19 protein-coding genes are annotated in these 20,619 nt (G+C 35.6%); 6 read left to right on the forward strand and 13 right to left on the reverse strand.

Annotation, left to right across the window (positions count from 1 at the left end; genetic code table 11):
* Positions 1-14: 14 nt before the first annotated feature.
* From YN1551_RS03080 to YN1551_RS03090, 3 genes are read right to left on the reverse strand one after another with little or no spacing between them, the layout of a single operon-like run.
* Positions 15-2,327, reverse strand: a complete 2,313-nt coding sequence (locus tag YN1551_RS03080; RefSeq protein WP_012717180.1) for a tRNA(Met) cytidine acetyltransferase TmcA — start codon at positions 2,325-2,327, stop codon at positions 15-17.
* Between the two features lie 3 nt (positions 2,328-2,330).
* Positions 2,331-2,576 (reverse strand): MazG nucleotide pyrophosphohydrolase domain-containing protein, encoded by a 246-nt coding sequence (locus YN1551_RS03085; RefSeq protein ID WP_012712109.1) that lies wholly within the window; start codon positions 2,574-2,576, stop codon positions 2,331-2,333.
* Entirely contained in the window at positions 2,566-2,925 is a 360-nt protein-coding gene (locus YN1551_RS03090; protein ID WP_012714225.1) for a hypothetical protein, read from the reverse strand. Before YN1551_RS03090 ends, YN1551_RS03085 begins: the two co-directional genes overlap by 11 nt.
* Before the next feature lie 44 nt (positions 2,926-2,969).
* Here YN1551_RS03090 and YN1551_RS03095 point away from each other — a divergent pair, with 44 nt between their 5' ends.
* The gene (locus YN1551_RS03095) at positions 2,970-4,409 is read left to right on the forward strand and encodes a gamma-glutamyltransferase family protein (protein WP_012717181.1); all 1,440 of its coding nucleotides are present in this window, start codon (positions 2,970-2,972) and stop codon (positions 4,407-4,409) included.
* 196 nt (positions 4,410-4,605) lie between these two features.
* Here the strand turns inward: YN1551_RS03095 and YN1551_RS03100 are convergent, their stop codons facing one another.
* The 7 genes from YN1551_RS03100 to YN1551_RS03130 all read right to left on the reverse strand — a co-directional run bounded on the left by YN1551_RS03100 (position 4,606) and on the right by YN1551_RS03130 (position 11,628).
* Positions 4,606-5,502, reverse strand: a complete 897-nt coding sequence (locus YN1551_RS03100; RefSeq protein ID WP_012714223.1) for an N-acetylglucosamine kinase — start codon at positions 5,500-5,502, stop codon at positions 4,606-4,608.
* Between the two features lie 16 nt (positions 5,503-5,518).
* A complete protein-coding gene (locus YN1551_RS03105) occupies positions 5,519-6,280 on the reverse strand; it encodes a nucleotidyltransferase family protein (RefSeq protein WP_012714222.1) in 762 nt (253 codons plus the stop codon).
* A 44-nt stretch (positions 6,281-6,324) separates the two neighbouring features.
* The gene (locus tag YN1551_RS03110) at positions 6,325-7,665 is read right to left on the reverse strand and encodes an APC family permease (protein WP_012712104.1); all 1,341 of its coding nucleotides are present in this window, start codon (positions 7,663-7,665) and stop codon (positions 6,325-6,327) included.
* 58 nt (positions 7,666-7,723) lie between these two features.
* Positions 7,724-8,842: a glycosyltransferase family 39 protein gene (locus YN1551_RS03115; RefSeq protein WP_012717182.1), complete on the reverse strand. Its 1,119-nt coding sequence runs from the start codon at positions 8,840-8,842 to the stop codon at positions 7,724-7,726.
* Between the two features lie 10 nt (positions 8,843-8,852).
* Complete coding sequence (locus YN1551_RS03120; RefSeq protein ID WP_012716524.1) at positions 8,853-9,671, reverse strand: class I fructose-bisphosphate aldolase; 819 nt, start codon at positions 9,669-9,671, stop codon at positions 8,853-8,855.
* 10 nt (positions 9,672-9,681) lie between these two features.
* Positions 9,682-11,154 carry an MATE family efflux transporter gene (locus YN1551_RS03125; protein ID WP_012714219.1) on the reverse strand — a complete coding sequence of 491 codons (1,473 nt, stop codon included), beginning with the start codon at positions 11,152-11,154 and terminating at the stop codon, positions 9,682-9,684.
* 84 nt (positions 11,155-11,238) lie between these two features.
* Complete coding sequence (locus tag YN1551_RS03130; protein WP_012714218.1) at positions 11,239-11,628, reverse strand: CBS domain-containing protein; 390 nt, start codon at positions 11,626-11,628, stop codon at positions 11,239-11,241.
* 107 nt (positions 11,629-11,735) lie between these two features.
* On the opposite strand from YN1551_RS03130, the gene htpX reads away from it, so the two are divergent.
* Positions 11,736-12,716, forward strand: a complete 981-nt coding sequence (htpX, locus tag YN1551_RS03135) for a zinc metalloprotease HtpX (protein ID WP_012716523.1) — start codon at positions 11,736-11,738, stop codon at positions 12,714-12,716.
* Here htpX and YN1551_RS03140 read toward each other — a convergent pair whose 3' ends face one another.
* Together YN1551_RS03140 and YN1551_RS03145 are read right to left on the reverse strand one after the other, a co-directional pair.
* A complete protein-coding gene (locus tag YN1551_RS03140; RefSeq protein ID WP_012712098.1) occupies positions 12,717-13,820 on the reverse strand; it encodes a GMP synthase (glutamine-hydrolyzing) in 1,104 nt (367 codons plus the stop codon).
* Positions 13,821-13,837: 17 nt separating this feature from the next.
* Positions 13,838-15,235, reverse strand: a complete 1,398-nt coding sequence (locus YN1551_RS03145; protein WP_012714215.1) for a cobyric acid synthase — start codon at positions 15,233-15,235, stop codon at positions 13,838-13,840.
* Between the two features lie 35 nt (positions 15,236-15,270).
* Here YN1551_RS03145 and cobS point away from each other — a divergent pair, with 35 nt between their 5' ends.
* Entirely contained in the window at positions 15,271-16,032 is a 762-nt protein-coding gene (cobS, locus tag YN1551_RS03150; RefSeq protein WP_012714214.1) for an adenosylcobinamide-GDP ribazoletransferase, read from the forward strand.
* A complete protein-coding gene (locus YN1551_RS03155; protein ID WP_012714213.1) occupies positions 16,005-16,922 on the forward strand; it encodes a cobalamin biosynthesis protein in 918 nt (305 codons plus the stop codon). Before cobS ends, YN1551_RS03155 begins: the two co-directional genes overlap by 28 nt.
* Here YN1551_RS03155 and YN1551_RS03160 read toward each other — a convergent pair.
* Entirely contained in the window at positions 16,851-17,888 is a 1,038-nt protein-coding gene (locus YN1551_RS03160) for a zinc-dependent dehydrogenase (RefSeq protein ID WP_012716522.1), read from the reverse strand. The genes YN1551_RS03155 and YN1551_RS03160 overlap by 72 nt on opposite strands.
* Before the next feature lie 41 nt (positions 17,889-17,929).
* Here YN1551_RS03160 and YN1551_RS03165 point away from each other — a divergent pair, with 41 nt between their 5' ends.
* Together YN1551_RS03165 and cutA are read left to right on the forward strand one after the other, a co-directional pair.
* Entirely contained in the window at positions 17,930-18,478 is a 549-nt protein-coding gene (locus YN1551_RS03165; RefSeq protein WP_012714211.1) for a M48 family metallopeptidase, read from the forward strand.
* Positions 18,479-18,486: 8 nt separating this feature from the next.
* Complete coding sequence (cutA, locus tag YN1551_RS03170) at positions 18,487-20,619, forward strand: glyceraldehyde dehydrogenase subunit alpha (protein ID WP_012714210.1); 2,133 nt, start codon at positions 18,487-18,489, stop codon at positions 20,617-20,619.

The raw sequence follows: 20,619 nt of genomic DNA on the forward strand, positions 1-20,619 counted from the left end.
GTGCATCCATTCACCTATTCATATTGTTGTGAACTCATCACATCCTTTAATGTTAGACCTACCTTACTATCAGCGGTTAAGTTATAATATTTTTGCATTATTTTTGATATAGCAGAATATATTAATTCATATATATGTGTCCTATTACTATCAAGTATAGTAGACACATAACTCCATGGCTTACCTTGAATAACTTTAGCAATTAACACCAATTCTTCATCTTGAGTCAAACCCCAATCTCTTTCTCCATCCCAGAAATACTTTAATGTTAACATATGTATTCCATCAGCTGAGGATTCATATGGACTTACACCTTGAAGAAATGAGATAGTTTTGTCTAATAGTATTGGATTCACATCAACGGTCTTATGAGCAACACTACTTCCTTTTAATATTAACCTAACTACTTCAGGGTTCATATTAAAGTACACATCGTGTAAGGTGTTAAGGAGCTTTTCTTTTAACATATACACAGATATTTTTACAATCTTCGTTGCTATATCACTTATAGGTCTAATAACAACAACTGGGTAATCACCTAATTTCTCATTTTTCTTTGGTGATATATGAACTGGGGCAAAGCCGTTCTTTATCCAGAAATTTAGAACTTTTTGATCAGACATAAAAGAAGAACCTACCCAGTCCATTCCTTTATCCTTAGCCTCTTCATATATCATTTTTAATAGCTCACTACCAAATCCCTTATCTTGAAGTTCTGAAGCAACGGCAATTCTAACAATCCTCCACCCTCTTAATCTAGCAAAATCCTTAATCCTAACGTGCTTTATAATTCTGTCAGGTATTAGATCACCATCAAACGTACCACCTTTTAAAGCAATATCTACCATATTGTCAGAAAGTTCACCTTCTTCAGCTATTTGACAAGCCGCAACGTATGAGTTCTCCCCTATCCGTATGGCCTTTATCTTATGATGAACGCCATCCAACATTATCATTAAGTCATCTGGATTATTTTTGTAGTGAGCTGTTACCATTATTCCGTAAATTGCTCTTAATTTGATATCATCGTTGGCTAGTTCAGATTTATCCACATCTTCATAAATCATTGTATGATTAAGATATTGTGGTTCTGAAGGTTCTGCGTCAAGTAATAACGTGTCGTAGAGCCACTTTTCTATTGGATCTCCATTTGCATATCTTAAAGGCTGTTCTATATTTATCCATTTAACCCTAATCCTTTTACTTTCAATTAATCTTCTTAAATATCTAAGAAAAGCCTTGTTAGAACCCTCATATCCATGTACTGTAGTTACTAGCGCCACCTTTTTCCAAGCTCTTAGCGCTAAATCTATATAATTGATGCCTAAGGCTGCGGCTTCATCTACGATTAAAAGCTCACCATCATCTTCAATCGCTGCGTCCGGTGGAACATACTCTACCTTGAAATAATCACCTCTTAATGTCTTTATATGTCCGGTATCACTAACTTTTACTGACAGCTCTTCACCTAAAACTTTTAAACCTAATTTAGCAAACAACATTACTTGAGATGCGCTAGCTATTGATGGAGCAGTAACTATTACTCTAATGCTTTTCCCTTTTCTTTCCCTAAGCTTTTCTATTAGCCCCGCTATAGATAATCCAGTAGCTGCACTTTTTCCTCTGCCCCTAGCAGCTGTTAAAACTAAAGCTCTTTGCCCTCCACTTAATAAATAAGTGAAATTCTCTATAACTCTGTTTTGATCCTCACTTAGTGATAATTCGTGAATTTCTCTTGGCATTACGGGATTTCTTGGTACTTTCTTCTCTGATTTTAGCATTATGTTACCGGAAAATGGCTTAGAAACATATCCGTTAGCATCAACGATAAATATCCCTTCATGCTCATACAATTTTCTTTTGAACCTCTTCTCATATTCGTCTAAAACTAAACCGTTTCTCACTATTGAAGTTCTAAAAGCCTTATCTTTAGTTAGATTATTTGTATAAATTATTATTAAACCTCCACCTCTAGCAAGATCAACAAGTCTACCTATGTTAATTGGCTGAAAGTTATCTATAGTATCCAATATGACCAAATCATAAGTATTACCTAGGTAATATTCAGCATTAGCGTAATCGATATCATCAAATTTAGAGAAATATTCTTTTATAGTCTTCATCCTCTCTTTAGAACCACTTGCCCAAGGTACGAAACCATACGCTACTGAAGGATCTTGTTTAAATTTAAGAAATAGATTTATAATTTCCTTGACATAATCTAGATAATCCTCCCTTTCTATGTAAACTAAGTTCCTATAATATCTAATATTACCGTCTTCAAATGCCTTTATTATTTGATCATAAAACTGTTCTTTATTTACCATTGCTTACAATTTATACTTCTTCTTTAAAGCTTCTTCTATGTCTATACCTTTTAAGTTAGCTATCGATACTGTCCAAGCTATAACATCCGCTAATTCCTCTTGTATAGAATCTGAATCGTTAGATAGAAGTGCTTCAGCTAATTCTCCTACTTCCTCTACCAACCACGTGAATGTAGCGTAAATGCCCCTTTGTGAATCTTTTTCAAAATACATTTCTTTCATCTTGGACTGTAGTTCCTTAAGTTCCAAGTCCGATTTCCCTCCGCATCACTCTTATCTCATCATCAGAAAAAGTTAGTCTTAACTTAATCTTCTCGTTAAAGTTCTCATCGACAAAATGTATGTTAATCCATTTCTTTCGTGAAACATTCTCAACAAATTTAGTATCTACTGAATATTCGACGGTTAGTGGATTTGAAGGATCATCCATGATTATATGCCTAAAAATTACTTCTCTACCCTCCTTATCTATTTCAAATAATACCTCAACATTGGCATTTTTAGGATAATCACTGGTCATGCATACTACTGAATCATTACAGCACGTGAGACATACGCCCTCATTTAGATTATTCTTAACTTCTTCTGGAAGTTCCATGATGGGGATGGATATTTTTATGTTTGCCAAACTATTAAATAATTATGCCTTCCGCAGTAGGTAAAAAAGTCGTCACAACGCAAAACTACATAGCAAGTTACGTAGGAGCTAAGGTTTTAGAAGAAGGGGGAAACGCATTCGATGCAGCTATAGCAATAAGTGCTACCTTATCAGTGGTGATACCACATACTAGTGGTCTTGGAGGTGATGGATTTTTATTGGCCAAAACACCAGAGGGTTTAATAGCGTATAACGCATCTGGCTGGGCTCCTAAGGAATTGAAAGTAGAGAAAATAGACAACGACAGAAGTCCACTTACCGTAGTAGTTCCAGGATTGATAGACCTATGGGAATTCATTTATGAAAATTACGCCTCGAAATCGTTAAACGAATTACTTAACTCTGCAATTTCATTAGCAACAAATGGCTTTATGGTGGGAAGAGGGTTACATCACGCAATAGTAAGTTCATTCAAATTATCAGATGATTGGAATAGAATTTATGGCAATAAAAGGTTTGGAGATGAAATAAGACTCAAGGGAATTGCTAGGGTTTTGAAGGAGATTGCAAAAGATCCTAGAAACTTTTATGATGGAAAAATAGCGGAAGAACTAACTAATGGATTAAGAGAAAGAGGGGTACCAATGAGTTATGAAGACTTCAGTGAATTTCGTGGCGAAATTATTAGCCCAGTAAAAATGAAATACAAGGACTTTACGCTATATGAGTTACCGCCAAATACTCAAGGAATAACTACATTAGAATTACTCAAAATGGTTGAGATTACTGAACTAAACAAATTGCCTTTCAATGACGTAAGGAGAATAAATGATCATGTACGATTAAGTGCATTAGCTTACGCTGATAGAAATAAATATATTGCTGATCCAAAATTTGTGAATGTACCAATAGAGATGTTATTATCAGAGAAATACATTGCAAATAAGGTTGCTGAGTATGGATTCGAGGTAAAAGTAGACGTCACTGGAGATACGACGTTTTTCGCCGTTTCTGATGGTGAGAATGAAATTGGATTTATACAGAGTCTATTTTATCCCTTCGGTTCTGGGATAGTAGTAAACGATATACCATTTAATAATAGAGGCGCAGGATTTTCTGAGGGAAATAACAAACCAGAACCTAGGAAGAGACCCTTACATACCCTTTCTATACTAATGGCTGAGAAGGAAGATGAGAGAGTCTTTATTGGTTGTGCAGGCGGAGATCTAAGACCCCAAATTCACGCTGAAGTATTTGAGTATTATGCGGATTATAATATGGAAATTGATGAGGCCGTTCAAGCACCTAGATTCATGTATTTAGGAAATAAGGTTGTTGCTGAAAAGAGATTAGGTGTTCCAGCCACACAGACAGATTATTATTCGCCAGAGGTGGGGATAGTACAAGCCCTAAAGTATAAGATGGGAAGATATATTGGAGTTGCTGATATTAGAAGTGAAGGAGTAGTATTACCCGTTAAATAACTCGAATTACTCCTTATTAGTCATTAGAAGGTTAAATGGCAATAATTTATATCATTCTTAGGAAACTATTAACGTCATTAACATGACATCTCCTAAACCACTTCTCTTTTTTAGGGACTATACTTTCCATCTCGCCAATCATCTCACATTGAGGGTTTTCTTGAGAGTCTTAGAATTATTTCTAACTGAGGAGAAATTAAAAATCTAGCACGTTAATATCACATCCCGCTTGTTTAAAGGCTAAAAGAAGAGCACCTTGCTCCGGTTCGTGTTCTGCAACTATACTCCTTATATTATTACTGTCTAGATAACTTCTGAAGAAACTGAAATATATTGGTGAGCTGAACATCCCGCCTTTAAGGTATATCTTATCAACACCTATTTTCACCGCCATTTTAACAGCGTCACTAGCAAGTTCGAAAGCCGCACTTTTCAGTATGTTTAAAGCTATTTCATCCCCCTCATTGGCTGCCTCATCTACTATTTTTGATAATGACGCAATCTCTTTAACCTTATGCCCCTCATGATAAGCCCACTTGATGAGATCGTCAAGATTGTTTATATTTAAACTTCTCATGATCTTCTCAGCTATTAAAGTCTTATTCATTCTTCCATCTAACATTTTTCCGAAAGCTCTTAGTGCCTCTCTTCCTATCCAATAAGCTGAACCTTCGTCAGCTATTAACCATCCTAGACCACCAAATCGAACTCTCCTATTACCATCATAGCCAACTATGACGCTTCCAGTACCAGCTATGGCTATAACACCGGGATTTCCTCTAGTTTCAGCATAGAGCGCTACAAAACCATCATGATCAATATAGACGTCCTTTGCAACAAGTCTCAGCGCTTCTGACATTACGTTATAATCATATTTAGAATCTATTCCTGCTAATCCTATATAAGCCACGTCGGGTTTCATACCTTTTGTGGCTAATAAAATAGCCTTGTTAACGTTTTTTACAGTCTCTTCAACACCTACGTTATGAAAATTTGCAGGCCCAGCTAGACCTTTTCCTAAAAAAGACCCACTACAAGTATAGGCTATTGCGCTTGTTTTACTTCCTCCGCCATCTACTCCAACAAGTATCATCAAATATATTTTGTTGTTAAAGAAATTTAAATGAATAGTTTAATGCGTCAAGATAGCTTTTAGGATCTCCCACATTCAACCATTTTTCATCTTCATTCATTTCTAACGCATAAACTTCTTTACCATCTAGCAACAAGTTATGTATTCCATAAGTCAATTCTATCTCTTTACCTTCTTCAACATTAATTTGTTTCAACGCACTAAATATACTAGGCTTAAAAATATAAACCGCTGCTATAGCTAAATTAGATTTTGGATGTAATGGCTTTTCTTCGGCGTCAATTACCTTATATAATTTATGACCATCATATACCCCTTTATCTTGGATAGTTACCACACCGTATCTACTAGGATTTTCAACTCTTCTCACGAAAAGTACAGCATCTGGACTTACTTCATCAAATAGCAATTTAAGCGAATCGTATCCTTTAGTTAGAACGCCATCGTCTGCATGAACGAAAAATGGCTCATTGGATGAGAAGTCCTCTGCTCTTAATACAGCGTCACCAAATCCCTTAGGCATATCTTGGAATACAAAGGTTGGTGTTCTATCGAATAAGTATTGCATTAGTAACATTCCGTTTCTTCCTACTACAATACAAAATTTTTCAATACCTACCTTGTTCAATGAATCCATTATTAAATCTATAACTGGTCTAGTTACCTTACCTCCGTTTTCGGTGACGAATAAAGGAAGTAATGCCTTGGGTAATACACTCGTTATATGTTTCATCCTACTACCTTTTCCAGCAGATGTGATTACGGCTTTTTTAAGCATCAATTGATATTAAAATTTTCACATTATATAAACTCATTGCAAACCTATTCTTCTTCCTCATTTTCCTCTTCTATCATACTTAACGTCTCCGCTGCTAGAAAACCTATTATTATGAATGACATAAAGATATATACTTCTATAGGAGATGCAGAAGATATAGAATTCACTAGCTCAAATACACTGAATATTACAGCAGAAATCCCAATTATAATTTGCAACAGTCTCTTTCTAAACTTTTTAATTGAAATTTTTATTAACGAGAAATTAGCCGCTACGTGTACAAACAGACTTGAAAACAATGCTATAGTTCCTAGGACTCCAAATGCAAGAAATGGATTATTTATAAAATATAAACCTAAAAGTGAAGTCAAAAAGTATAATAGGACTGACAATACCACAGCGTTAGTAGGACCTTTGTAACTTTCAAACTTGCTGAAAACTTTAGGTAAGAGATTAGTATAAGACATTGCGAAGATTGTCCTAGACGTTGCTATTATAAAGCCTAAACTACCTAAGATACCATCGTTTATAGCTGCAAATAAAACAAATATAAACGTAATAAGACCAAATTTATTTTCTATTAGATGCAAAATATCAACATTATTTGCAGATATCTTATAGAATAATAAATGATCACCTATTGCATAAATATCGAATGCAGCTAGCAATCCTCCTAGTAAGATAACTGTTATAATTGCTCTACTGATTGTCTTTTTAGCATCTTTAGCTTCGCCAGAAACTGGTGTTATTGACCCATATCCAGTAGGTATACTGGAACCGAATAGAATAGCATATGCTAAAGTTCCTAGGCTTACATGAAAGGATAATGGATTATACAAGTGAAATCCAGTAGAGCTTAAAAATACTATTGCAAGAATAGTCATAATACCTATTTCTAACAAGCTTGTAAAAACAGCGTACTTTGTACTAATCTTTATACCCATTATGGCAAACAAGGATGCAATCGATAATAGACCTAGCCCTATTATCCATGGATTTACCCCTAAAATATGATAGATTATGTACGTAGTTCCAAAAACATATGCAACACCGTATGTAGTTGAATACAGTACATAGAGCCATCCAGTCTCGAAACCTAAACGCTTTGTTAAAGAATAGAATGCGTATGTATAATAACCACCAGCTTTGGTAAATCTTTTTGAAAGTTCATAAACTACAAATCCATTTAATAAGACTAGTAGGGTACCTAAGATAATAGCTATTGGAGCTAAGAAGCCGGCAATAATAAACGCCTCTACACCATATGTCAGAATACTCAGAAAGGGTGCTTGAGAACCCATTGAAAGGAAAACGATATCAATAAAGCCTAAATGTCTTTTTGGTTCTTGGCTTTGTTGAGCTTTGCTGAGTGACGAAGTACTCATCCGAAAATCACTTTTCTACGACTATTATTTAAACTCTTTCCCTTATATAGGTAAAAAATTACTTTAGAATATTTATCTTTTTAACTAGTCTAAATAATGACACTACTACGTACGTATCAGCTACTGGCATGAAATCGGTTACGTAAAAACTGAAGAGAGTGTGATTTCCTAGGAAATACACAATTACAAATCCTATCCACATAGTCCAAGCCCACATTGTAGTGGTTATCATCTTGCTGTCCCTAAATATAAAAGCGAGTGGAGTTGTGATTATCCATAGTATTAAGACATAAGGATTAGTATTGGCGTATAAGTTGTAACCAAGGTAGAAAGAATGAATATTTAAAAACCAATCCCATGGCGTTGAAATTTGAGAAGTTGCCGTTAATGTAATATGACCATTAGTAATGTCCCATGACGCGCTATGGATCACAGTAGCGTCTAGCCATGCTTTGACTCCACCATAATAAGCTATTAACGGTGTAGAGAATAAAACATAAATCAAAATTGGTAATCCTATACCATAGATTGCTCTTTTCTTAACATTATTTGAAATTTCCCCTAAATAGTATAGAAACGGAAATATTAGAACATAAGCTGATTCCTTTGACAACATAGCCAACGCTAACGCTAAACTAGCCCATAATGGTTTATCCTTTAATAGAAAATAAAGAGATAATAGACTAAAGAAGGATACGTAAATTTCAAGAAGTCCTATCCCGTGAAGAGACCACACATTAGGATCTAATGCAATGAGAAGACTAGAAAGTATTCCGGCAAGGTTACCTAAAATTCCATTCCCGATCATTTTTTTAGCAAGAAAATAACCTACTATAAGCATTAAATCGCCTAGAATCCAACTTGGTAATCTCCAGGCTATTGGATAGTACCCAATAAAGTAGATGAAAACTGCCATAATGTACTTAGCTAAAGGAGGATGCTCTGGGTTAATATATGTTTGAATATTCTGCTCATTCGGATACCCTATATTTATCATTGGTGGAGGAGTTACATGAAAGACCAATTTTAACATGTTATAGGCAGCGGTAGGGTACCATACCTCATCTCCTATATAGGAGTTAATGGACGAAAACGTAATTATTGTTTCATAAGTATATACTGAAATAAGCACGACCAATGCCAAATAAAAGAAAAAGTTTATCCATTTTAATTGCATAAACAAGCCTTTACTTCAAAATTTTTAAAGCTTCTCCAATATCTAAATTTTCATGAACAACCTTCGATATTGCTTTGGCTAGCTTATCTGGTTCATCTGCTTGCCATAAATTCCTACCTACAGTTACACCCTTAGCTCCAGCCTCTAGAGCATCTCGCAACATCTTTAAGAATTCCTCATTGGTGTTGGTTTTTGGACCTCCTCTAATTAGGATCGGGCTAAACGCTACGTTTACGACTTGTCTAAATGACTCCTTACTTCCCGTATAGTCAACTTTTAGGATATCAGCACCTATTTCTGATGCTAATCTAGTCACATACTTTACGAGATCTAGTTCTTTTACTGAATCTGGATTATCTTTTGTAACATATAGGGGTTCTATGATAAACGGTATCCCATAATCATTAGCTTCTTTCCTTAAGGAACCCAAAGCACTCAAATTATACCCCTCTACTATATCGCTCCCATAGCCAACTACAAGATACGTAACTACAGCGTCTGCTCCAATATTAATCGCGTCCTTTACTGTATAAATACTCGCATAGTAACCTTCATTATAGACCTTGTATTTTTGCCTCCATACATTCGCAGTATCCAATCTAGCAATTAACATGGGTGAACCTCTTGAGAAGAAATTTTCCTTAACTAGCTTAACCATAGCGGGAGTCATTTGCAAGGCGTCTGGACCATTCTTAGCAATTTTGGCAACAACTTCAATCGGGTTTTCTATTCCCTTTAATGGTCCCATTACCAATCCGTGATCTAGTGCCACGACAAATGCTCTACCTTTCTCGAACAACCTAGCCATCCGAATTTCTGAACCAACCATATAAAGTAGATTAAACTCTTTGCTTAAATTCTCTTATAATCGCTATTACTAACCTTCTACCGTATGGGTTAAAAGCGTAATTATATAGTGTAAAGATCGAAATTATCATTATAGCATATATACCCATCGCAAGAAAACTTACTGGCCTATAAACCACTGATAAGGGCAAACTAAGTGCACCTAAGCCTAATGGTACCAGAAATTCTTTAACTGGGAAATTAAACTTGTAAATTTGTCTACAAGCTCTATAGGAAGTAAACAGCATTGAGAATGAATTAATTATTATCCCGATACTCATGAAGGCTGCTAATAAATAAGGTGAGTAAGAGGAGAAGAGGTAAATCAGCAACGTGGAAATTCCTAAACCTAACAATGAAAAAAGCAAATTGGAAGTAGTCAGCTTAAATAGGTGACCTTTGAATTCATTCTTAGATTCTACTGATAGAGTAGGATCAGCCATTGTTATACCTTGATAGAAGATATTATAGAAACCTCTTATGAAATTTGAAAAAGTAAGTATATAGAGAGAGAAAATAGCAGCTGTATACTCAGGTCTTAGTTTGTATAAAAGCCCATAGCCATCTATGTAAATAAGAATTAAAAATAGACTACCTACTATTGAGTAAAGTTTAATGGCATCACTAATTATAGATGGATTCTTATCTTCAGCCAACTTAGCCATTAGACCAGTATATATTGCTTGTGACCAAATCTGGACATTACTAACTATAATGGCAGACTCAAAATATGCTACTACTAAATCTGATTTTACGATAGCCAGAGTAATCCATACTATTGACGCTTCTAGAATATATTGAATATAATTCGCTATATACACCACTGCTTTTCTAACAGCCGAAAAAGCTACCTTAAAGTCAATCTTGAGATTAGCTCTTATGAAGAATAAATTGAATAATATTTGAGCAAGATAGCCTATGCTATAAGCTAGGATTACTGCCAGAATCGAAAGATTAAATAGGAACATGAATACAATCCCCGAAACTAATCTCAGAACTTGAAAGATTAATGCGGAAATTCCAATTATCTTGGGTGTTCTTCCTTGAGCTATTGAATTCGTTACAGTCAGCAAGTAGGTTAAAATAATTAGCGATATTGCAGAATAGAAATAAATAGGAACATTGAGCTTAGTTAAAGAAATGTAGTATGGGACTAAAAGGGCAAAAACTAAACCTGATATAATTCCTGCTATCAAGTTAGTTATTACTATTCCACCAACATTCTTCCTTTCTGCAGAATATCTTGACGTTATTAATGAGAATAGATTTGCGGGTATTGTAAAATAGCCTATTGTGAAAACATACAAGGTTTGCCAAGTAGCAAAATAAATAATACCATAGGGAGGATTCGACAGATACCTTGCAACTAATAACGTGAAGATAAATGAAATAGGCGCCCCTAAAGTCCTTGTTAGTAAGTTAATAATACCTATTCTTGTTACTCTTACACTCTCTTTTTTATCCACATTTTTACGTATTAAAAATAAAGTATTTATAGTCTATCGAGTCAAAAAGATTTGACGCGATCTTAAATCAAATTAACAAAGTTGTTAGCCTTCTAAAATATCATCTATCGCCCGCGCAATATCTCTTATAGATATTATTCCCCTTAAGTTTCCATCATGATCAATAACTGGTAAATGTCTAATATTATATGTCCTCATAAGGCTTAATGCCCCAGTTATCGGTGAATCTTCCTTGATAGTTATAAGGGAAGCAGTCATTATCTCTTCTGCTTTTACATCTAAACTTTTACCTTTTCCAATGGCCCTAACTACATCGCGTTCCGTTATTATGCCAATAGGTTTCCCATTATCTACTACAATTACTGAGCCTACGTTATTATCTGTCATTATTCTAGTTACTTCTCTAAGTACAGTGTTTTTACTTACCGTTACTACATTACTTTTCATATATTCTCTTACAAATTCTTCTTTCATATTTACTATTGTTGATAAAAAAGATAATATAAGTTTAGGTTATGCTCTCACTAATTCCATTTGCGTGTAATGAAAAATAATATAAACTCCCCGCAAGAAAATAACATATGAATTGGGAAGTAGTAAAATTAAGATTAAATATGGCGTTAGCAACTCTAGGAATTGTTTTACTAGGATTTGCATTAGCATTAGCGGTTGCTGATTATGCATTCGGAGCACAATTTGGTGTGGGATTAATGTTATCTATCTTAATGTTCATATTCTTCCTTAACATTATTCAGTGGCTATTTGGGCCATATATGATAAACTGGGCATACAGAACAGTAGAAGTAACCCCTACTGATCCAGTTTACGGATGGTTATACAGTACAGTAGCCGAAGTTGCAAAGTATAATGGATTTAGAGATGTTCCAAAAGTGTATATCGCTGATGTACCATTCCCTAATGCTTTCGCATATGGAAGTCCAATAGCCGGTAAAAGAATAGCCTTTACATTACCAATATTAAAATTACTAAATAGGGATGAAATAATGGCCGTTGCAGGGCATGAACTGGGACATCTAAAGCATAGAGATGTAGAATTGCTAATGGCTGTAGGTCTAATTCCAGCTTTAATTTATTACTTAGGTTGGTGGATATTCTGGGGAGGAATGTTCGGTGGTGGAGGAGGAAATGGCAGAGGAAATAATGGAGGATTACTTTTCTTAATAGGAATTGCAATGATGGCAGTAAGCTTCGTTTTCCAACTACTCGTACTATCTATAAATAGAATGAGAGAAGCCTATGCTGATGTTAATTCAGCCTTAACAGTACCAGGTGGAAAAGAGAACTTACAATTAGCCTTAGCTAAACTAACACTTTCAATGGATCCCGGGGCATTAGAGAAATTTAAGAAAAAGAGTACTACCAATCAAATGGCTAGTATGCTATTCTTCACCAACGCCATTGAAGAAGTTCCAACATGGAATGCTAGAGAGCTAGTGGAGATTTGGAAGACTACAAAGGTTCCATGGTATGCTGAAATATTTATGGATCATCCACATCCTGCAAAAAGAATTCAATTACTTGAAAAAGTTTCTAAATACTAATCACTCAAACTCGATAGTTGCAGGTGGTTTAGAAGTAACATCATAAAGTACTTCCTTTACATTAGGTATTTTTTGTAATATTTCAGAACTAATTTTCTCTAGGACTTCTTTAGGTATTCTAGCATAATCTGCAGTCATGAAGTCTTCCGTAATTACTGCCCTTATTGCAATGCTGTATTTCCCATTACTCCTTTCATCCAAGGAACATAATACGTGGGTAATATCATATTTAACCAGAGTATCGACAAAGCTTTTCGCTGCATTAATATCACTACACTCAACTTTTGCTATATTGCCATAAGCCCTAACGTCACCCTTAACACCAGTTGCCCTTGCCTTATATAAAAATGCATCAATACCGTCCAAAATTACAAAATTACCATCAGATTCAAAAGAAACCGCAAAGTATTGTGAATAATTAAAGGGATCTAAATATTTTTCAACTATGTCATTAGCTTCTCTTACTACTTCTAACTTCTCCCTAGTCAGTTTTCCAATTGTCCTTACTAGGAGGCCAGGACCAGGGAACGGCTGCCTCTCTGAAATTTCCTTAGGTAATTTAAGATATCTAGCTAGTTCTCTGACCTCATTCTTATATAGGTCTGCCAACGGCTCAATTAATGTAAAGCCCCATTCTTTCTCTGTATCTATACCTATTTGAACTAAGACATTGTGCTGTGTCTTTATTCCGCCTTGTGTTTCTACCCAATCGGCTGCTATGGTTCCTTGCATTAAATACTTTGCATTGAACTTTCTCATTAATGATGAAATAGAAGAATAGAACAGTTCTCTAAATTTCTTCCTTTTCGCTTCAGCTTCTTCCATTCCCTCAATCTCAGAAGTGAATGTCTCCCTCTCGTCCACTACGATAAGGTTAGGTAAGACATTACTTAAATAAGCTTTAATTTTCTCAGCTTCATTTTTCCTTAAAAATCCAGTATCTATTAAAACGGGAATTACTTTGTTACCCAACAAATTATAAGCCAGAACTGCAGCTGTAGTACTATCTACACCACCACTTACTGCAGCTAAAACTCTCTCATTACCTACCTTCTGTTTCAGCTGTGGTCCTATTTCCTTAACGAACGAAGCAGGATCAAACATTAGTTAAGACTAAAAATTCATTGCTTATAAATTTCGACTATTTCGTCAATATGTAAATATTTCCTTAAAAATTGCTCTACACGAATTGCTTGTTGTTGGATCTCGTCTACCATTGATAGTGAGTAAATATTAATATTAAACTCCTTCAGTAATTTTTTCATTCCTTCAGAAAATAAGCTTCCGTGTACACTTAAGCCAATAATACTATCCTTTCTTGCCCCATCCTCAACACTTACTTTTTCACCATTCCTCACGGTTATTTTAAGTAAGGGCTTTTCGTCCACATACTTTACTACTCCCCTTCTAATTTCATAACCATCTATTTTGCCATATTCTGAAACACCAGAACTAATGGAAACTACCTTAGCCTTGCCATAGTGTATGTTAACATCAAATACTCCTAAACCCTCATATTCTATAGGATATCCCGCCTCAATTCCATAAGGATCTATAAGCTTTTTACCTAAAATTTGAAAACCACCGCAAATACCTAAAATTCCCCTAGTCTTTTGCCTTAGATATTCCACGAACCCATTCTCTACCAACCATTTTAACGATTCTAGAGTATTCCTACTACCCGGTAAAATTACCAGATCAGCCTTCACAATTTCTTTAGGCTTTTTCACAAAGGATACATGAGCATTAGACTTAGCTAAGGCATACAATTCGTTAAAATTGCTCATATAAGGATAGGCTATTATGGCAACTTCAACATCACCTTCACCAAAATTGTAAATATTCATGGAGTCCTCTGGCATTATCGGGACTTCGCTGAGAAAAGGCAAATAACCTAAGTATTTCATACCTGTTTTCTCTTCAAGCCATTTTATAGCATCATACAGAAACTTTTCATCTCCTCTGAATTTATTAATAATGAATCCTTTCAATTTCTCTCTGATAGATTGGGGAAGCATCATATAAGTGCCATAACCAGACGCAAATGCACCTCCCCTATCAATATCTAATACTAGAATTGCTGGAATTCCCTTATCTTTCATTACTTTTATTGCTGTAATATCCTTATCAATAAAATTTGGTTCTCCTATGCCTCCAGCTGCTTCTATTACAACATTACTTGATAGGAATTGTGAGATTTTTTGCCACAACGTGTTGGTTGCTAAATTATAATACTCATTGCCACTCATAATACCAAGTGAGTTTCCCATAAAGATTACTTCAAGGCCCTTACCCATTGGCTTGAGCAAAATTGGGTTCATATGCCTTTCTGGTCTTATTCCAGCCCCCCATGCTTGGTAAGCTTGTATGAAGGCTATTTCTCCACCATCCCAAGTTGAAATGCTATTTAAAGACATATTCTGAATTTTAAGTGGTTTTGCATTTAGAATTCTAACTAGTCCAGTGGTTACAAATGACTTACCTGAATCACTCATGGTTGAGGCTACTATTATTGACACTTAATCATATCAACTTGGCCAATAAATAAATCCACATGCGATTAAAAGGAGTACTTGCATTATTCTCGTTTTTTACCGCAATACCAATAAAGAGCAATGCGTCTTTGGAGGAAATTGCAGAATACTCCTACATATCGCCACTAATTATTGGCATATCGTTGGCATTAATAGAGAGTGCAGTGTATGTTCTCTTATATAGAATTCTTGAAGCTCTTGCTGGGATAGTATTGTTAGGTGTAGTAGAATTGCTTAGGGGATTTAATCATCTAGATGGTTTATTGGACTTAGGAGACGCATTGATGATAAAAGGAGATAGGGAGAGGAAGATAAAGGCATTAAAGGACGTTGAAATAGGTTCTGGAGGAATAGGTTTACTTTTAGTATACCTATCAATTCAAATAGTGGCTTTATTAAAGCTAGGCTTCTCATTCTACACTATATTCCATCTGATATCATCTAACGTACTCTCGATGACAATAGGGCTTTATATACTTTCAACCATAAGTCCAATTCCAGAAAGTAATCTTGGGAAAATCTTTCATAATAAATTGAAAGGAAAGTCTACGGTATTACTTTTGGAATTAATTCCGTTTATTTCATTATACAATATAATAGTTTTCCTAGTGTTCTACATGATAATGCATAAGATATGTAGATCGCTTGGAGGTTCCTCAGGTGATATAGCCGGGGCTTCAATAACTCTTTCCTTTCCACTATTCCTATTAACCAATGAGATAACCAATTTAAATTACTCACTATTATCTATCTTGTGTTATTTGTTCTTGCACTTGCATTGATATGGGATCTAACAATTTCAGAACCGCCTATTTACATACATCCTGTAGTTTGGACTGGAAAAATATCGGAAGCACTAATCAAACCCTACAAGGGCTATTCTTACGGAGTTCTCTTATGGATAATGTCGGTTTTACCCCCATTATTTATTTTCGTGTACTTACCAGTAGAAGCACCAATTCCAATTTACCTTAATCTAATAATCTTAGCGTTTTCGTTGAAAACGACATTTTCGATTAAAATGCTCTACGATATTGTAAAAAAGGGATCAAGGTTGGATGAGCAAGCTAGGTATTATGCACAACAGATTGTCAGAAGGGATTTAAGTAAAAGTGATAAAGGCCATATAGCTTCTGCATTAATCGAATCACTATTTGAGAGCACTGTTGACGGGATAGCTTCTCCAATTTTCTGGTTTCTTATCTTTGGAATTTTCGGAGCAATGTTACAAAGACTTGCAAATACAATGGACAGCATGGTAGGATATAAGACTCCGGAGCTTAGAAAAGAGGGTTGGTTCTCAGCTAAAATTGACACTATACTCAATTACATCCCAGCTAGGCTAACTGGAATGATAATGCTTACATCTGGTTTTATCTTGGGACTTAACGTGAAACAAGGATGGAAAACACTTAGGGAGGCAAAAATGGAAAGTATAAATGCTAAATACCCAATAGCTATTGCTGCAGGTTTACTAAATGTAAGTTTAGAAAAGGTTGGTCACTATAGAATAGGCAATGGAAATTTGCCAGACGAAAAAGATGTTAAAAATGCGCTAAAATTATTTAAATTAAGTTTAATCTTGTACTTTCTCCTCATCCTAACTATATATTATTACCTTTATGGCATTTCCCTCCTTAGCTACCCTTACGGCCTCATTGAACTCATCTAACGGGAATCTATGTGTTATCAGCTTAGTTACATCAATCTTCTTGTTAGCTATTATAGACAGTGCTTCCTTTGTGTCCTCCTCTACAGCAGCATTACTGGGAATTATTGAAATTTCGTTATTTAAGAGATCACTAATGTCATAATTAAGTATCGTCCCCTTATATGGTACTCCAAATAACAAAACTCTACCACCCTTTCTAGTAGCATTAAGACCAGAGATTATTGCAGAGGGAGATCCAGAGGCAATTATAGTAACATCCGCACCTCTTCCATCAGTTAATTTCTTAACTTCATCAACCACACTAACTTTCTTCACATTAAGCGAATAATCAATACCTACCTTATATCCAAATTCGACTCTGAACTCACTTACATCTGATGCTATAACGACTCCCGCATTATTTACCTTAGCCATCATTGCGTGTAATAATCCCATAGGGCCTACTCCAACGATAAAAACTATATCATCCTTGTTAATCATTACTCTCCTTTGCGCTCTAATAACGGTAGCCAAGGGTTCTATAAATGCCCCTTCTTCAAAGCTCACATTGTCTGATAGCTTTAATATTCCGCCTCGTACAACATTCCAAGCTGGAACTCTGAAGTACTCCGAAAATCCACCAGGATCTAAGTTGGTTTTTCTATAATATGGACACATGGTTGGACTTCCCTTTTTACAATAGTAGCATTCATAACATGGAACGTGATGGTGTGCAAAAACCCTATCTCCAGGCTTTAACCAATCAACCGTGGATTCTTGGATTATTCCAGCTGGTTCATGGCCTAATATTGGTTGCGATGCAGTGTATTGTCCACAAATCTTCTCTATGTCAGTACCACACAATCCACAAGCCTTCATTTTAACTAATACGTCACCTTGATGTAATTTAGGTAATGGCAGCTCTCTTATTGCGACCTTTCCATTTTCAATAACTACGCTTTTCATATGTGAGAATTCCTCCACCATTTTAAAAAGGAATATATGGTAATACTTACGTTATATTAATTGTGGATTTAATTATTACTTTCGGTTTACTCACACTGGTTATTTTGCTTGAATTCGTCGTAGTACCAGCAATAGTGCTTAAAAGAGTAACAAAATTTTCCACCCTTTATGATTATCCTATATATATTGTAAACTCTAATGAAGTAAATGCGTACTCTCTGAACTCGGTTTGGGGAAAATTTATCGTTATAACTAGGGGATTGGTAAATGAAGAAGATGAGGAGCATGTTAGAGCAGCTATCATGCATGAACTTGGACATTTAAAGCTAAATCATCACGTTAAAATGAGCCTTTATATTATTTCGGTAATCATAGCCTTCACCTATCTTCTTAATTTAAATTTATTTGTATTGATTCCTTTTGGGCTTTTCGCCTTGTTTATGCAAAGATATTTCCAGAGGAGATTTGAGTTGAGTGCGGATAAGTTTGCCTTGAGGTTTACCAATAGAAGATTATTAGAAGATTTAATAACTAAATATGATGTGAAAGAAACTACGTTTTTATCTACACATCCAAATATTCACGTAAGGCTTAAAAACATCGACCAATAGATTAATTTGTGTACGTTGGTAAACCCATCAAGCGAATTGAAGATCCTAAATTCTTAACCGGAGGCTCAACATACGTTGATGATATAGAATTTCCAGGAACGTTATTTGTGGCATTTCTTAGATCTGTTAAACCACATGCAAAAATAAAAATAAAGAAGAACCATAACGGCATATTCACCGGTGAGGATATAAATCCGGGTAGTGATTTTCCCATACCGGTCGAGGAGACTACTTACGTTGGCCAACCGCTAGCAATGGTGGTAGGAAGAGATAGATATGAGGCTTATGACTTATTAGAAAGTATAGAAATGGAGTATGAGGAATTACCTTACGTTATTGATCCACAAGAGGCTTTAAAGAATGATGTAAAAGTTTACAGTAAGAAGGAGTCTAATATTTACGAGTATAAGAAATGGGAAGCGGGAAACGTTGAACAAAGTCTTAGAGAGGCTGACCTAGTAATTAATGGAGAGTTATATAACCAAAGAGTAATAGCGAATCCCTTAGAAACAAGGGGTGTCTTAGCTTACTTTGATGGTAATAGATTAAATGTATGGTCATCTACCCAATCGTCCCATTATCTAAGAAGAAACCTCATAAATTTTCTAGGAATTGATAACATAAGAGTGATTCAGCCTGATGTGGGAGGAGCGTTTGGGAGTAAAATTATAGCTCATCCGGAGGAATATGCCATATCTAAGCTAGCCTTAAAATTGAAGAGGCCACTAAAATGGATACCCACGCGCTCCGAGGAAATACAGAGCGCTGGTCATGGAAGAGATAAGAGATTAAGGTTTAAGGTTGGAGTAAAGAGAGACGGTACGATACTAGGTATAGAGGGTACTTTAATTGCTGATTTGGGTGCGCCTTATCCAGACGCAAACGATGACGAAATAGGTAATGTTCACAGTACAGTTAGAATGATGTTGGGACCTTATAGGATTCAAAACATAAGGATTGAGCATTACGCAGTAAACACCAATAAGGCACCAACTCAGTCGTATAGGGGAGCTGGTAGGCCGGAAGCCACATATTTTATAGAGAGAATAATTAACATAATTTCGTTGGAACTAGGAAAGGATGAATTTGATATAAGGGAAAAGAATTTGATTCGAGAATTACCATACAAGAACGCCTTAGGTATAACCTATGATACCGGCGATTATGTGGGACTACTAAATAAAGCAAGAGAATATTATCAGAGGTTGAAAAATGAAGCTAATGTGAATGAGTGCGTAGGTTCAAGCATGTATGTAGAGATAACAGCATTTGGTCCTTGGGAGACAGCTAGAGTTCTAGCTAAAAGTGATGGAAAAATTATGATAATAACTGGTAGTGGTCCACATGGACAAGGTGATGGAACTGCCTTTGCTCAAATAGTAGCTGATGTTTTAGAGGTAACAATAGAGAACATTGAGGTTAGATGGGGAGATACCGATATAATTTCAGATGGAATCGGAACTTGGGGAAGTAGAACATTAACAATTGGAGGCTCAGCGATATATAAGGCTGCCGAAGAATTAAGGAGAAGACTAATTGAGGTTAGCGCAAAAATGCTAAATGCAGATACGGAAGAGATAGAATATAAAAATGGCGTACTTTTTCATAAGAAGAGTGGTAAGAGTGTTACTATTAAGGAGGTAATACAGAACGCCTATTCAATGGGATACTCCTTAGATGTAACTTATGTCTATAACGTGGCTAAACCAGGTTACACTGTACCCTATGGGGTTCATATGGCATTAGTTAAGGTAGATAAGGAGACTGGAAGCGTAAGAGTGAAAAAATATATCGCACTTGACGATGTGGGAAAAGTTGTAAATCCATTACTTGCGGAAGGTCAGATAGTTGGCGGAGCGGTGCAAGGGATAGGGCAAGCGATATATGAAGGAGCAATATACGGCAAGGAGGGATACTTACTAAATTCAAACCTAACCGACTATGGGTTCCCGACTGCAGTAGAAGTCCCAAGGATTGAATGGCATTACATAGAAAAGGGGTTCTCAAGTCACCCTACTAATTCTAAAGGAATAGGCGAGGCTGGAGCTATTGCATCAACTCCTGCAGTAATAAATGCGATAGAAAAGTGTACCGGAAAAAGAATAGTCAACATTCCTCCAAAACCAGAAGAGGTTATTTAA

It is taken from the genome of Sulfolobus islandicus Y.N.15.51, assembly GCF_000022485.1.
Classification (GTDB): Archaea; Thermoproteota; Thermoprotei_A; order Sulfolobales; family Sulfolobaceae; genus Saccharolobus; species Saccharolobus islandicus.

Excerpts from the sequence above, each read along its gene's own strand:
- YN1551_RS03080 (WP_012717180.1), bottom strand. The coding sequence starts at position 2,327 with ATGGTAAATAAAGAACAGTTTTATGATCAAATAATAAAGGCATTTGAA.
- YN1551_RS03090 (WP_012714225.1), bottom strand. The coding sequence starts at position 2,925 with ATGGAACTTCCAGAAGAAGTTAAGAATAATCTAAATGAGGGCGTATGT.
- YN1551_RS03095 (WP_012717181.1), top strand. The coding sequence starts at position 2,970 with ATGCCTTCCGCAGTAGGTAAAAAAGTCGTCACAACGCAAAACTACATA.
- YN1551_RS03100 (WP_012714223.1), bottom strand. The coding sequence starts at position 5,502 with ATGATACTTGTTGGAGTAGATGGCGGAGGAAGTAAAACAAGCGCAATA.
- YN1551_RS03105 (WP_012714222.1), bottom strand. The coding sequence starts at position 6,280 with ATGCTTAAAAAAGCCGTAATCACATCTGCTGGAAAAGGTAGTAGGATG.
- YN1551_RS03110 (WP_012712104.1), bottom strand. The coding sequence starts at position 7,665 with ATGAGTACTTCGTCACTCAGCAAAGCTCAACAAAGCCAAGAACCAAAA.
- YN1551_RS03115 (WP_012717182.1), bottom strand. The coding sequence starts at position 8,842 with ATGCAATTAAAATGGATAAACTTTTTCTTTTATTTGGCATTGGTCGTG.
- YN1551_RS03120 (WP_012716524.1), bottom strand. The coding sequence starts at position 9,671 with ATGGTTGGTTCAGAAATTCGGATGGCTAGGTTGTTCGAGAAAGGTAGA.
- YN1551_RS03130 (WP_012714218.1), bottom strand. The coding sequence starts at position 11,628 with ATGAAAGAAGAATTTGTAAGAGAATATATGAAAAGTAATGTAGTAACG.
- htpX (WP_012716523.1), top strand. The coding sequence starts at position 11,736 with ATGAATTGGGAAGTAGTAAAATTAAGATTAAATATGGCGTTAGCAACT.
- YN1551_RS03140 (WP_012712098.1), bottom strand. The coding sequence starts at position 13,820 with ATGTTTGATCCTGCTTCGTTCGTTAAGGAAATAGGACCACAGCTGAAA.
- cobS (WP_012714214.1), top strand. The coding sequence starts at position 15,271 with ATGCGATTAAAAGGAGTACTTGCATTATTCTCGTTTTTTACCGCAATA.
- YN1551_RS03160 (WP_012716522.1), bottom strand. The coding sequence starts at position 17,888 with ATGGTGGAGGAATTCTCACATATGAAAAGCGTAGTTATTGAAAATGGA.